Raw genomic sequence first — 13,657 nt, 5'->3', positions numbered from 1 at the left:
CGGGCGTTTTTATTCCAGTCTGAAAAGTGCTTTTTTTCAATAGGTTACACATGAATCCTGATATCCCTCTTCAACTTCTGGGCGGCATCACGGCACGGGAATTCCTGCGCGACTACTGGCAGAAAAAACCACTGCTGATCCGCCAGGCGATCCCTGACTTCGAAAGCCCGATCGACGCCGACGAACTCGCCGGCCTGGCCCTGGAAGAAGAAGTCGAATCGCGCCTGGTGATCGAGCACGGCGAGCGCCCGTGGGAACTGCGCCGCGGCCCGTTCGCCGAAGACGCCTTCAGCACCCTGCCTGAGCGTGAGTGGACCCTGCTGGTACAGGCGGTCGACCAGTTCGTGCCGGAAGTGGCCGAACTGCTGGAGCAGTTCCGCTTCCTGCCAAGCTGGCGTATCGACGACGTAATGATCAGCTTTGCCGCACCCGGCGGCAGCGTAGGCCCGCACTTCGACAACTACGACGTATTCCTGCTGCAAGCCCAGGGCAAGCGCAACTGGAAAATCGGTCAGATGTGCAACTCCGAAAGCCCGCTGCTGCAGCACGCCGACCTGCGCATCCTCGCCGAATTCGAAGAAAGCGCCGAATGGGTGCTGGAGCCGGGCGACATGCTCTACCTGCCGCCGCGCCTGGCGCATTTCGGCATCGCCGAAGATGACTGCATGACGTACTCGGTAGGCTTTCGCGCACCAAGCGCCGCTGAAGTACTGACCCACTTCACCGACTTCCTCGCCCAGTACCTGACCGACGAAGAGCGCTACACCGACGCCGACGCGCAGCCGGTCAGCGACCCGCACCAGATCCAGAGCGACGCCCTCGACCGCCTCAAGAGCCTGCTGGCCGAGCACATGAGCGACGAGCGCATGCTGCTGACCTGGTTCGGCCAATTCATGACCGAGCCGCGCTACCCGGAAATGGTGGCGGGCGAAGAACTGGGCGAAGACGACTTCATCAGCAGCCTGCAAGACGGCGCGATCCTGGTGCGCAACCCAAGCGCCCGCATGGCCTGGTCGGAAGTAGACGACGACGTATTGCTGTTCGCCAGCGGCCAGAGCCGTTACCTGCCGGGCAAACTGCGCGAACTGCTGAAACTGGTCTGCGCCGCCGATGCACTGCACGCCGAAAACCTCGGCGAATGGCTGCTGGACGAAGACGCCCGCGACCTGCTGTGCGAGCTGGTCAAGCAAGGAAGCCTGGGGTTTGCCGATGAATAAGATTCACGTAAGTGTCGCGGACTGGCATAAGGATATCGCCGAGATTCGGCGCATTCGTGAAACGGTATTTATCGCGGAACAATCGGTCCCACCCGAACTGGAGTGGGACGCGGACGACGCAGACGCGGTGCATTTCCTTGCATTCGAAGGCGACTTTCCGATTGGTACCGCGCGCCTGCTGCCCAGCGGCGAGATCGGCCGTGTGTCGGTCCTCAAGGACTGGCGCGGGCTGAAGGTCGGCGACAAGCTGATGGAGGCGGTGATTGGCGTGGCCGAGAAGCGCGGCCAGGCTAAGCAGTTCCTGAGTGCGCAGGTCTATGCGGCACCGTTCTATGAGCGGCTGGGTTTCAAGATCGTCAGCGAGGAATTCCTGGAAGTCGGGATTCCCCATGTTGATATGGTGCGCGGGGGCTGATCCGAGGCCTTGCCCCCGATAGCTGCTTCAGCAACACCCCAAATGCCCTGCCATGCCAGGGCATTTTGCCGTCTACAATTCAACTTGCGACCCACCAGGCCGACAAACTGGCACTATCAAGCCTAAATGACTCGCAGAGATAACGGACATGTCCCTACGCACCCTGCTCACCGCCCTCCTCCTGACCGCCAGTTGCTCAGCAATGGCCGACACCGAAGTCGTCAACCTGAGCAACCGCACCAGCACCGACCTGCTGCCCGTGGCGCAAAACTTCATCGGCAAGGACGGCACCGTCAGCGCCTACGGCAACCAGCTTATTGTCAACGCCGCCCCCGGCAAGATCCAGGACCTGCGCGCACTGCTTGCCCAACTGGACACACCGGCCAGGCGCCTGCTGATCACCGTCGACACCAATGAAAACAACCAGCAGAACAGCGGCGACAGCCAGACCCGCATCATCAGCTACGGCACCGCCAGCCGCGACGGCGGCATCCAGCAGATCCAGGCCAGCGAAGGCGTGCCCGCGCTGATCCAGGTCGGGCAGAGCGTGCCACTGACCACAACCCAACCGGATGCTTACGGTCGCCCGCAGAACCAGACCCAGTACCGCAACGTCACCCAGGGCTTCTACGTCACCGCCAGCGTCACCGGCGAGACCGTGCATCTGGCGATCAGTACCAACCGTGACCGCATGAGCCAGGAACGTCCCGATGTAGTGAATGTGCAAAGTACCGACACAACCGTCAGTGGGCGTCTCGGCGAATGGATCCCCCTGGCCGGCATCAACCGTGAGACCCAGGCCGATAAATCCTCTACAACCCGCAGCTATTCTACTCAGGGCCGTGATGACCTGACGTTGCGGGTTAAAGTCGACACCCTGAACTGAAGCACCAAAAACTGACTGATGAGTCGTATTAGACTAAAGATGTAGTGCCATAAAAAAAGCACTACAAAACATTTGACGATCCAAAAAAGCATGGGCATGATGGCCTCGCTCCCGCTAATCAGGGGCCCTGGCAAGGGCCTTCGAATCGACGCTCAAAGCTACCCACCCGAGCCGATTCGTGTCTGTACCGCCCACAAGGTGTGTTTGACGAGGTTGCGACTGGAACGAAGTTGTCCCGAGGGACGGAAGCTAACCAGGTAACCCGGCTACACACTGATGGATCGTACAAAGGCCCACGATGCCCGAAGACCGTTCGCAGTTCGCCCTTACCTGCTCAACTCCCGCCCTTGAGCCATCGTTCATCCCGTCGCCTACCCCGCCGAACTTGACTTGAACACCTAAGCTTCTGGTCAGCGAGCGGCCACAACCACGCATTCACTACGTGGCTGGCAAATGGAATTTTCCACCTAGACCTATGCGACGAGGTTTTCCCCCATGGCACTGACACGCGAACAGCAAATTGCAGCCCTCGAGAAAGACTGGGCTGAAAACCCACGCTGGAAAGGCGTAACCCGCGCTTATTCCGCTGCTGACGTCGTCCGCCTGCGTGGCTCGGTTCAACCTGAGCACACCTTTGCAAAACTCGGCGCCGAGAAGCTGTGGAAGCTGGTCACCCAAGGTGCCAAGCCGTCCTTCCGCCCCGAGAAAGATTTCGTCAACTGCATGGGCGCCCTCACTGGCGGCCAGGCAGTCCAACAGGTGAAAGCCGGTATCCAGGCGATCTACCTGTCCGGCTGGCAAGTGGCAGCGGACAACAACTCCGCTGAATCCATGTACCCCGACCAATCGCTGTACCCGGTGGACTCCGTGCCGACCGTGGTCAAGCGCATCAACAACTCGTTCCGTCGTGCCGACCAGATCCAGTGGAAAGCCGGCAAAGGCCCGGGCGACGAAGGCTACATCGACTACTTCGCGCCAATCGTGGCTGACGCCGAAGCCGGTTTCGGCGGTGTACTGAACGCCTACGAGCTGATGAAGAGCATGATTGAAGCTGGCGCTGCCGGCGTGCACTTCGAAGACCAACTGGCTTCGGTGAAAAAATGCGGCCACATGGGCGGCAAGGTATTGGTACCGACCCAGGAAGCCGTACAGAAGCTGACTGCTGCGCGCCTGGCGGCTGACGTTGCCGGCACGCCGACCATCATCCTGGCCCGTACCGACGCCAACGCTGCGGACCTGCTGACCTCGGACTGCGACCCTTACGACCAGCCGTTCGTGACCGGCGAACGCACCCAGGAAGGTTTCTACAAAGTGCGCGCCGGTCTCGACCAGGCCATCGCCCGCGGCCTGGCCTACGCGCCGTACGCCGACCTGATCTGGTGCGAAACCGCCAAGCCGGACCTGGACGAAGCCCGCCGCTTTGCCGAAGCGATCAAGAAGGAATACCCGGACCAACTGCTGTCCTACAACTGCTCGCCTTCTTTCAACTGGAAGAAGAACCTGGACGACGCGACCATCGCCAAGTTCCAGCGCGAACTGTCCGCCATGGGCTACAAGCACCAGTTCATCACCCTGGCCGGCATTCACAACATGTGGCACAGCATGTTCAACCTGGCGCACGACTACGCCCGCAACGACATGACCGCCTACGTGAAGCTGCAGGAACAGGAATTCGCTGACGCCGCCAAGGGCTACACCTTCGTGGCGCACCAGCAGGAAGTGGGCACCGGCTACTTCGACGACATGACCACTGTGATCCAGGGCGGCACCTCGTCCGTGACCGCGCTGACCGGTTCGACCGAAGAAGAGCAGTTCCACTGATCGATGTGAGCACACGGCCACTGCGGACCCGTTAAAGAGCTAACCGCAGTGCCGCACGATCTGACGCCCCGACTGGTTCGGGGCGTTTTTTTGCCGCTACCTATCTCACTGATTCAATAAGGGCAAAATGTGGGAGGGGGCTTGCCCCCGACAGCGGTGGACCAGCAACAGCGTTATTGACTGACACTCAGCAATCGGGAGCAAGCCCCCTCCTACAAGGGCAACCCATGCAACCTGAAGATTTTGTACAAAACCTTGATCCAGAGCGGTATTCGCTGCAGATAAATCGGTTAAAAGATCCGCTCTGGCAACTAGCGCTAATCAAGCAAGTAACGGCAACTTACCCCGCGGCATGAGAAACAATCGCTTAAACCCCACGCAAACAATATTCATTATCATTTGGAACATGAAAACTTCGTTGCAGATTAAACAAAACATAATTGATCAAATGCCCGCTAATGCCCGCCCCGCAAGGGCTACAGCCCCAAGAAGGTGCACTATGTGCTTATTCCATCGAATAATTTCGCTATAGGAATTTTACTTGCCCGGTGTTTAGCCATAAAATCACCGCGATTGATTGCAGTGCGACATATCGTCACTGCATCGTTACTTTTTCGAGCTCAGAGACCTTTGCTCTCTGTTAAGGATTTCCAGCATGACCGAAGCGACAGGACTCATGGCCCACAACTGGGGCTTTGCCATTTTCCTCCTCGGTGTTGTCGGCCTTTGCGCCTTCATGCTCGGTGTTTCCAGCCTCCTCGGGTCAAAAGCCTGGGGCCGCAGCAAGAATGAACCGTTCGAATCCGGCATGCTGCCTACAGGTGGCGCCCGCTTGCGGCTCTCAGCCAAATTCTATCTGGTCGCGATGCTCTTCGTGATCTTCGACATCGAAGCCCTCTTTCTCTTTGCCTGGTCTGTGTCCGTCCGCGAAAGCGGCTGGACCGGATTCGTCGAAGCCCTCGTTTTCATAGCAATTCTGTTGGCAGGCCTTGTCTACCTATTTCGAGTGGGCGCCCTTGATTGGGCTCCGGAAGCTCGTCGTAAGCGGCAAGCGAAGCTGAAACAATGAGGCTTTGGCGATGCAATACAATCTCACCAGGATCGACCCGGATGCTCCTAACGAGCAGTACCCCATCGGCGAACGGGAAACCGTTTCCGACCCGTTAGAAGACCAAGTCCACAAAAACATCTACATGGGCAAGCTGGAAGACGTGCTGAGTGGCGCGGTCAACTGGGGACGTAAGAACTCCCTGTGGCCGTACAACTTCGGTCTTTCGTGTTGCTACGTGGAAATGACCACCGCCTTCACGGCGCCCCACGACATCGCGCGCTTTGGCGCCGAAGTTATCCGGGCATCACCGCGCCAGGCGGATTTCATGGTTATCGCCGGTACCTGCTTTATCAAGATGGCGCCGATCATTCAGCGTCTCTACGAGCAAATGCTCGAACCGAAGTGGGTTATCTCCATGGGTTCGTGCGCCAACTCCGGTGGCATGTACGACATCTACTCCGTGGTTCAGGGGGTGGACAAGTTCCTGCCCGTGGACGTCTACGTGCCTGGCTGCCCGCCCCGCCCCGAAGCATTCCTGCAAGGCTTGATGCTGTTGCAGGAATCGATTGGCAAGGAGCGTCGCCCGCTTTCCTGGGTCGTCGGTGATCAAGGCGTGTACCGCGCCGAGATGCCGTCGCAAAAGGAACAGCGCCGCGAACAGCGAATCGCAGTCACCAACCTGCGCAGCCCCGACGAAGTCTGATCCAGCACCGCTTCTTTTATAGAACGAAAACCTGGCTTCATTCTTTACGTTGACCGAAAGCGATAAAAAACCATGACTACAGGCAGTGCTCTGTACATCCCGCCTTATAAGGCAGACGACCAGGATGTGGTCGTCGAACTCAACAACCGTTTTGGCCCTGACGCCTTCACCGCCCAGGCCACACGCACCGGTATGCCGGTGCTGTGGGTGGCGCGCGCCAAGCTCGTCGAAGTCCTGACCTTCCTGCGCAACCTGCCCAAGCCGTACGTCATGCTCTATGACCTGCATGGCGTGGACGAGCGTCTGCGTACCAAGCGCCAGGGGCTGCCGAGCGGCGCCGATTTCACCGTGTTCTATCACCTGATGTCGCTGGAACGTAACAGCGACGTGATGATCAAGGTCGCGCTGTCCGAAAGCGACTTGAGCATCCCGACCGTGACCGGTATCTGGCCGAATGCCAGTTGGTACGAACGCGAAGTCTGGGACATGTTCGGTATCGACTTCCCGGGCCACCCGCACCTGACGCGCATCATGATGCCGCCGACCTGGGAAGGTCACCCGCTGCGCAAGGACTTCCCTGCCCGCGCCACCGAGTTCGACCCGTTCAGCCTCAACCTCGCCAAGCAGCAGCTTGAAGAAGAGGCCGCGCGCTTCCGTCCGGAAGACTGGGGCATGAAGCGTTCCGGCACCAACGAGGACTATATGTTCCTCAACCTGGGCCCGAACCACCCTTCGGCCCACGGTGCCTTCCGCATCATCCTGCAACTGGACGGCGAAGAAATCGTCGACTGCGTGCCGGACATCGGCTACCACCACCGTGGTGCCGAGAAGATGGCCGAGCGTCAGTCGTGGCACAGCTTCATCCCCTATACCGACCGTATCGATTACCTCGGCGGCGTGATGAACAACCTGCCGTACGTGCTCTCGGTCGAGAAGCTGGCCGGCATCAAGGTCCCGGACCGCGTCGACACCATCCGCATCATGATGGCCGAGTTCTTCCGGATCACCAGCCACCTGCTGTTCCTGGGTACCTATATCCAGGACGTCGGCGCCATGACCCCGGTGTTCTTCACCTTCACCGACCGTCAGCGCGCCTACAAGGTCATCGAAGCCATCACCGGTTTCCGCCTGCACCCGGCCTGGTACCGCATCGGCGGCGTCGCCCACGACCTGCCGAATGGCTGGGAACGCCTGGTCAAGGAATTCATCGACTGGATGCCCAAGCGTCTGGACGAGTACCAGAAAGCCGCCCTGGACAACAGCATCCTCAAGGGTCGGACCATCGGCGTTGCCGCCTACAACACCAAAGAGGCCCTGGAATGGGGCGTCACCGGTGCAGGCTTGCGTTCGACCGGTTGCGACTTCGACCTGCGTAAAGCGCGCCCCTATTCCGGCTACGAAAACTTCGAGTTCGAAGTGCCGCTGGCGGCCAATGGCGATGCCTACGACCGTTGCATCGTGCGCGTCGAAGAAATGCGCCAGAGCCTGAAGATCATCGAGCAGTGCATGCGCAACATGCCGGCCGGCCCGTACAAGGCGGATCACCCGCTGACGACGCCGCCGCCGAAAGAGCGCACGCTGCAGCACATCGAAACCCTGATCACGCACTTCCTGCAGGTTTCGTGGGGCCCGGTGATGCCGGCCAACGAATCCTTCCAGATGATCGAAGCGACCAAGGGTATCAACAGTTATTACCTGACGAGCGATGGCGGCACCATGAGCTACCGCACCCGGATTCGTACCCCAAGCTTCGCCCACTTGCAGCAGATCCCTTCGGTGATCAAAGGTGAGATGGTCGCGGACTTGATTGCGTACCTTGGTAGTATCGATTTCGTTATGGCCGACGTGGACCGCTAAGCATGAACAGCACGCTTATCCAGACAGACCGTTTCACCCTGAGTGAAACCGAGCGCTCGGCCATCGAGCACGAGCTGCATCACTACGAAGACCCGCGCGCGGCGTCGATCGAAGCCTTGAAGATCGTCCAGAAGGAACGTGGCTGGGTGCCGGACGGCGCCCTCTACGCCATCGGCGAGATCCTCGGCATCCCCGCCAGCGACGTTGAAGGCGTGGCCACGTTCTACAGCCAGATCTTCCGCCAGCCGGTCGGCCGCCACATCATTCGCGTGTGCGACAGCATGGTTTGCTACATCGGTGGCCACGAGTCGGTGGTCAGCGAGATCCAGAGCACGCTGGGCATCGGCCTTGGCCAAACCACCCCGGACGGCCGCTTCACGCTGCTGCCGGTGTGCTGCCTGGGCAACTGCGACAAGGCGCCGGCGTTGATGATCGACGACGACACATTCGGTGACGTACAGCCTGCTGGCGTGACCCAATTGCTCGAGGGCTACCCATGACCCTGACTTCCTTCGGCCCGGCCAACCTGATCAAGCGTTCGGCCGAAACCCACCCGCTGACCTGGCGCCTGCGTGACGACGGCGAGCCGGTCTGGCTTGACGAGTACCAGGCCAAGAACGGCTACGCCGCTGCGCGCAAGGCCTTTGCCGACATGGCCCAGGACGACATCGTCCAGACCGTGAAGGACGCCGGCCTCAAGGGGCGCGGCGGTGCAGGCTTCCCCACGGGCGTGAAGTGGGGCCTGATGCCCAAAGACGAATCCATCAATATCCGCTACCTGCTGTGCAACGCGGATGAAATGGAACCCAACACCTGGAAAGACCGCATGCTGATGGAGCAACTGCCCCATCTGCTGATCGAAGGCATGCTGATCAGCGCCCGCGCGCTGAAAACCTACCGTGGCTACATCTTCCTGCGCGGCGAGTACACCACCGCCGCCAAGCACCTCAACCGTGCCGTGGAAGAAGCCAAGGCAGCAGGCCTGTTGGGCAAGAACATCCTCGGTTCGGGTTTTGACTTCGAACTGTTCGTGCACACCGGCGCCGGGCGTTACATCTGCGGTGAAGAAACCGCACTGATCAACTCCCTCGAAGGCCGCCGCGCCAACCCGCGCTCCAAGCCGCCCTTCCCTGCCGCCGTGGGCGTGTGGGGCAAGCCGACCTGCGTGAACAACGTCGAGACCCTGTGCAACGTGCCGGCGATCATCGCCGACGGCGTGGACTGGTACAAATCGTTGGCCCGCGAAGGCAGTGAAGACATGGGCACCAAGCTCATGGGCTTCTCCGGCAAGGTCAAGAACCCTGGCCTGTGGGAACTGCCGTTCGGCGTGACCGCACGCGAGCTGTTCGAGGACTACGCCGGCGGCATGCGCGACGGCTACACCCTCAAGGCCTGGCAGCCAGGCGGCGCCGGCACCGGCTTCCTGCTCCCCGAGCACCTCGACGCACAGATGTATGCCGGCGGCATCGGCAAGGTGGGCACCCGGATGGGTACCGGCCTGGCGATGGCGGTGGACAACACCGTGAACATGGTCTCGCTGCTGCGCAACATGGAGCAGTTCTTTGCCCGTGAATCGTGCGGTTTCTGCACCCCATGCCGCGACGGCTTGCCGTGGAGCGTCAAGCTGCTGATGGCCCTGGAAAACGGCGAAGGCCGCGAGGGTGACATCGAGACCCTGCTGGGGCTGGTCGGTTTCCTCGGCCCAGGCAAGACCTTCTGTGCTCACGCACCGGGCGCCGTGGAGCCATTGGGCAGCGCAATCAAATACTTCCGCTCGGAGTTCGAAGCCGGCATCGCGCCTGTCAGCGCCGCCGTCCCGCCTCTGGCAAGGCCGATCGTAGTCGGCGCGTAACGCTTAAAAAGCGAAGGGTTCGTGCCCTTCGCTTTCTCATGGGCTGACGCCGTAAAGGCTGTGTTGATGCCCATGAACAACAAGATTCCATTAGCCACGCCCGCTGACAACGGGCCAACGAAGAACTTTGAACCATGGCCACTATCCACGTAGACGGCAAAGCGCTCGAAGTCGATGGGGCGGACAACCTGTTACAGGCGTGTCTGTCACTAGGCCTCGACATCCCTTATTTCTGCTGGCACCCCGCGCTTGGTAGCGTCGGTGCCTGTCGCCAGTGTGCGGTCAAGCAGTACACCGACGAAAACGACACCCGTGGTCGTATCGTCATGTCCTGCATGACGCCAGCCACCGACAACACCTGGATCTCCATCGACGATGATGAATCCAAGGCGTTCCGCGCCAGCGTTGTCGAATGGCTGATGACCAACCACCCCCACGACTGCCCGGTCTGTGAGGAAGGCGGTCACTGCCACCTGCAAGACATGACGGTGATGACCGGCCACAACGAGCGCCGTTATCGCTTCACCAAGCGTACCCACCAGAACCAGCAGCTGGGCCCGTTCATTTCCCACGAAATGAACCGCTGCATCGCCTGCTACCGCTGCGTACGCTTCTATAAAGACTACGCCGGCGGCACCGACCTCGGCGTATTCGGCGCCCACGACAACGTGTACTTCGGTCGCGTTGAAGACGGTGTGCTCGAAAGCGAGTTCTCCGGCAACCTCACCGAGGTCTGCCCGACCGGTGTGTTCACCGACAAAACTCACTCCGAGCGCTACAACCGTAAGTGGGACATGCAGTTCTCGCCGAGCATCTGCCATGGCTGCTCGAGCGGTTGCAACATCTCCCCGGGCGAGCGCTACGGCGAACTGCGTCGCATCGAAAACCGCTTCAACGGTTCGGTCAACCAGTACTTCCTGTGCGACCGTGGCCGTTTCGGCTATGGCTACGTCAACCGCGAAGACCGCCCACGCCAGCCGCTGCTGGCCGATGGCGCCAAGCTGAGCCTCGACGCAGCGCTGGATAAAGCCGCCGACCTGCTGCGCGGCCGTAACATCGTCGGTATCGGTTCGCCCCGCGCCAGCCTCGAAAGCAACTACGCGTTGCGCGAACTGGTGGGTGCCGAGCACTTCTACTGCGGTATCGAAGCCGGTGAGCTGGAGCGCATCCGCCTGGTCCTGCAAGTGCTGAACGACAGCCCGCTGCCGGTGCCGAACATGCGCGACATCGAAGACCACGACGCCATCTTCGTGCTCGGTGAAGACCTGACCCAGACCGCCGCGCGTATCGCGTTGTCCCTGCGTCAATCGGTCAAAGGCAAGGCCGAAGACATGGCCGACGCCATGCGCGTACAGCCTTGGCTCGACGCCGCGGTGAAAAACATCGGCCAGCACGCGCTGAACCCGCTGTTTATCGCCAGCCTGGCGGAAACCAAGCTCGACGACATCGCCGAAGAATGCGTGCACGCTGCGCCGGATGACCTGGCGCGCATCGGTTTCGCCGTGGCCCACGCCCTCGACGCCAGCGCACCGGCGGTCGAAGGCCTGGACACTGAAGCCGTCGAACTGGCCCAACGCATTGCCGACGCCCTGCTGGCAGCCAAGCGTCCATTGATCATTGCCGGTACCTCGCTGGGTTCCAAGGCATTGATCGAAGCCGCCGCCAACATCGCCAAGGCCTTGAAGCTGCGCGACAAGAACGGTTCCATCAGCCTGGTCGTGCCGGAAGCCAACAGCCTCGGCCTGGCCATGCTCGGTGGCGAGTCCCTGGACGCCGCCCTGCAAACCGTTATCGACGGCACCGCCGATGCGATCGTGGTGCTGGAAAACGACCTGTACACCCGCACCGACGCCGCCAAGGTTGACGCTGCGCTGAACGCCGCCAAGGTCCTGATCGTCGCCGACCACCAGAAGACCGCCACCAGCGATCGCGCCCACCTGGTACTGCCAGCCGCCACCTTCGCCGAAGGCGACGGTACCCTGGTCAGCCAGGAAGGCCGTGCCCAGCGCTTCTTCCAGGTGTTCGATCCGAAGTACATGGACGCCAGCATCCTGGTTCACGAAGGCTGGCGCTGGCTGCATGCCCTGCGCGCCACCTTGCTGAACCAGCCGATCGACTGGACCCAGCTGGACCACGTGACCGCCGCCGCCGCCGCGAGCGCGCCGCAGCTGGCGCGTATCGTCGACGCCGCACCGTCCGCCGCGTTCCGCATCAAGGGCATGAAACTCGCCCGTGAGCCGCTGCGTTACTCCGGTCGTACCGCCATGCGCGCCGACATCAGCGTGCACGAACCGCGCACTCCACAAGACAACGACACCGCGTTCGCCTTCTCCATGGAAGGTTACTCGGGTTCGGTCGAGCCCCGTCAGCAGGTGCCGTTTGCCTGGTCGCCGGGCTGGAACTCGCCACAGGCCTGGAACAAGTTCCAGGACGAAGTCGGTGGGCATATCCGCGCTGGCGACCCGGGCACCCGCCTGATCGAAACCCAGGGCGACTCGCTGAACTGGTTCGCGGCGGTCCCGCGTCCGTTCAACCCGGCCCAGGGCACCTGGCAGGTTGTGCCGTTCTTCCACCTGTTCGGCAGCGAAGAGACCTCTTCCAAGGCCGCACCGGTACAAGAGCGCATTCCCGAAGCCTACGTGTCCTTGGCCAAGTCCGAAGCCGACCGCCTGGGCGTCAACGACGGTGCCCTGCTCAGCGTGAGCGTGGGCGGCCAGACCCTGCGTCTGCCGCTGCGCATCAACGAAGCGTTGGGCGCCGGCCTGGTTGCACTGCCTAAAGGCCTCGCCGGTATCCCACCTGCGATCTTTGGCAAAACCGTTGACGGTCTGCAGGAGGCAGCGCAATGACCTGGTTCACCCCTGAAGTGATCGACGTGATCATCTCGGTCGTCAAGGCCATCGTGATCCTGTTGGCCGTGGTCGTCGCGGGCGCCCTGCTCAGCTTCGTCGAACGTCGCCTGCTGGGCTGGTGGCAGGACCGTTACGGTCCGAACCGCGTTGGCCCGTTCGGTATGTTCCAGATCGCTGCCGACATGCTGAAGATGTTCTTCAAGGAAGACTGGACCCCGCCGTTTGCCGACAAGGTGATCTTCACCCTGGCACCCGTCGTGGCCATGAGCGCCTTGCTGATCGCCTTCGCGGTCATCCCGATCACCCCGACCTGGGGCGTGGCGGACCTGAACATCGGCTTGCTGTTCTTCTTCGCCATGGCCGGTTTGTCGGTCTATGCGGTGCTGTTCGCCGGTTGGTCGAGCAACAACAAGTTCGCCCTGCTGGGCAGCTTGCGGGCCTCGGCCCAGACCGTGTCCTACGAAGTGTTCATGGGCCTCGCGCTGATGGGCATCGTGGTGCAGGTCGGCTCGTTCAACATGCGCGACATCGTCGAGTACCAGGCGCAGAACCTGTGGTTCATCATTCCGCAGTTCTTCGGCTTCTGTACCTTCTTCATCGCCGGCGTCGCCGTGACTCACCGTCACCCGTTCGACCAGCCGGAAGCGGAACAGGAACTGGCCGACGGTTACCACATTGAATACGCCGGCATGAAATGGGGCATGTTCTTCGTCGGTGAGTACATCGGCATCATCTTGATCTCGGCCCTGCTGGTCACGCTGTTCTTCGGCGGCTGGCACGGTCCATTCGGCATCCTGCCGCAGCTGGCGTTCTTCTGGTTCTTCCTGAAGACCGCGTTCTTCATCATGCTGTTTATCCTGCTGCGCGCTTCCATTCCGCGTCCACGGTATGACCAGGTGATGGATTTCAGCTGGCGTTTCTGCCTGCCGCTGACCCTGATCAATTTGCTGGTGACTGCTGCCGTTGTGTTGTTGAACACGCCAGCGGGCGCGGTTCAGTGAGG

General features: G+C 61.1%; 11 protein-coding genes. All 11 read left to right on the top strand.

Features of this window, described 5'->3' with window-relative positions; genetic code table 11:
- Nucleotides 1-50 precede the first annotated feature (50 nt).
- The 11 genes from AB1462_RS13305 to nuoH all read left to right on the top strand — a co-directional run bounded on the left by AB1462_RS13305 (nt 51) and on the right by nuoH (nt 13,655).
- Nucleotides 51-1,217 (top strand): cupin domain-containing protein, encoded by a 1,167-nt coding sequence (locus AB1462_RS13305; protein WP_367246826.1) that lies wholly within the window; start codon nt 51-53, stop codon nt 1,215-1,217.
- Nucleotides 1,210-1,632 carry a GNAT family N-acetyltransferase gene (locus AB1462_RS13300; RefSeq protein WP_090402820.1) on the top strand — a complete coding sequence of 141 codons (423 nt, stop codon included), beginning with the start codon at nt 1,210-1,212 and terminating at the stop codon, nt 1,630-1,632. The genes AB1462_RS13305 and AB1462_RS13300 overlap by 8 nt, the downstream gene beginning before the upstream one ends.
- A 148-nt stretch (nt 1,633-1,780) precedes the next feature.
- Complete coding sequence (locus AB1462_RS13295; RefSeq protein WP_090402817.1) at nt 1,781-2,518, top strand: secretin N-terminal domain-containing protein; 738 nt, start codon at nt 1,781-1,783, stop codon at nt 2,516-2,518.
- Nucleotides 2,519-3,013: 495 nt separating this feature from the next.
- Nucleotides 3,014-4,339: an isocitrate lyase gene (gene aceA, locus AB1462_RS13290; protein ID WP_003219577.1), complete on the top strand. Its 1,326-nt coding sequence runs from the start codon at nt 3,014-3,016 to the stop codon at nt 4,337-4,339.
- Nucleotides 4,340-4,994: 655 nt separating this feature from the next.
- Nucleotides 4,995-5,408 carry an NADH-quinone oxidoreductase subunit A gene (locus AB1462_RS13285; RefSeq protein ID WP_003219575.1) on the top strand — a complete coding sequence of 138 codons (414 nt, stop codon included), beginning with the start codon at nt 4,995-4,997 and terminating at the stop codon, nt 5,406-5,408.
- 10 nt (nt 5,409-5,418) lie between these two features.
- Nucleotides 5,419-6,093: an NADH-quinone oxidoreductase subunit B family protein gene (locus tag AB1462_RS13280; protein ID WP_003174719.1), complete on the top strand. Its 675-nt coding sequence runs from the start codon at nt 5,419-5,421 to the stop codon at nt 6,091-6,093.
- Nucleotides 6,094-6,165: 72 nt separating this feature from the next.
- Entirely contained in the window at nt 6,166-7,950 is a 1,785-nt protein-coding gene (nuoC, locus tag AB1462_RS13275; protein WP_090402815.1) for an NADH-quinone oxidoreductase subunit C/D, read from the top strand.
- Nucleotides 7,951-7,952: 2 nt separating this feature from the next.
- On the top strand, nt 7,953-8,450 hold the full coding sequence (gene nuoE, locus AB1462_RS13270; RefSeq protein WP_367246825.1) for an NADH-quinone oxidoreductase subunit NuoE: 498 nt from the start codon (nt 7,953-7,955) through the stop codon (nt 8,448-8,450).
- Complete coding sequence (gene nuoF, locus AB1462_RS13265; protein ID WP_367246824.1) at nt 8,447-9,802, top strand: NADH-quinone oxidoreductase subunit NuoF; 1,356 nt, start codon at nt 8,447-8,449, stop codon at nt 9,800-9,802. The genes nuoE and nuoF overlap by 4 nt, the downstream gene beginning before the upstream one ends.
- Before the next feature lie 134 nt (nt 9,803-9,936).
- On the top strand, nt 9,937-12,651 hold the full coding sequence (gene nuoG, locus AB1462_RS13260) for an NADH-quinone oxidoreductase subunit NuoG (protein WP_259193335.1): 2,715 nt from the start codon (nt 9,937-9,939) through the stop codon (nt 12,649-12,651).
- Nucleotides 12,648-13,655 carry an NADH-quinone oxidoreductase subunit NuoH gene (gene nuoH, locus AB1462_RS13255; RefSeq protein WP_057721782.1) on the top strand — a complete coding sequence of 336 codons (1,008 nt, stop codon included), beginning with the start codon at nt 12,648-12,650 and terminating at the stop codon, nt 13,653-13,655. Before nuoG ends, nuoH begins: the two co-directional genes overlap by 4 nt.
- Nucleotides 13,656-13,657 lie beyond the last annotated feature (2 nt).

It is taken from the genome of Pseudomonas sp. SB113, from assembly GCF_040754745.1.
GTDB lineage: Bacteria > Pseudomonadota > Gammaproteobacteria > Pseudomonadales > Pseudomonadaceae > Aquipseudomonas > Aquipseudomonas grimontii.
The sequence above is the reverse complement of the archived record's forward strand: the minus strand, read 5'-3'. Positions and strand labels throughout refer to the sequence as shown.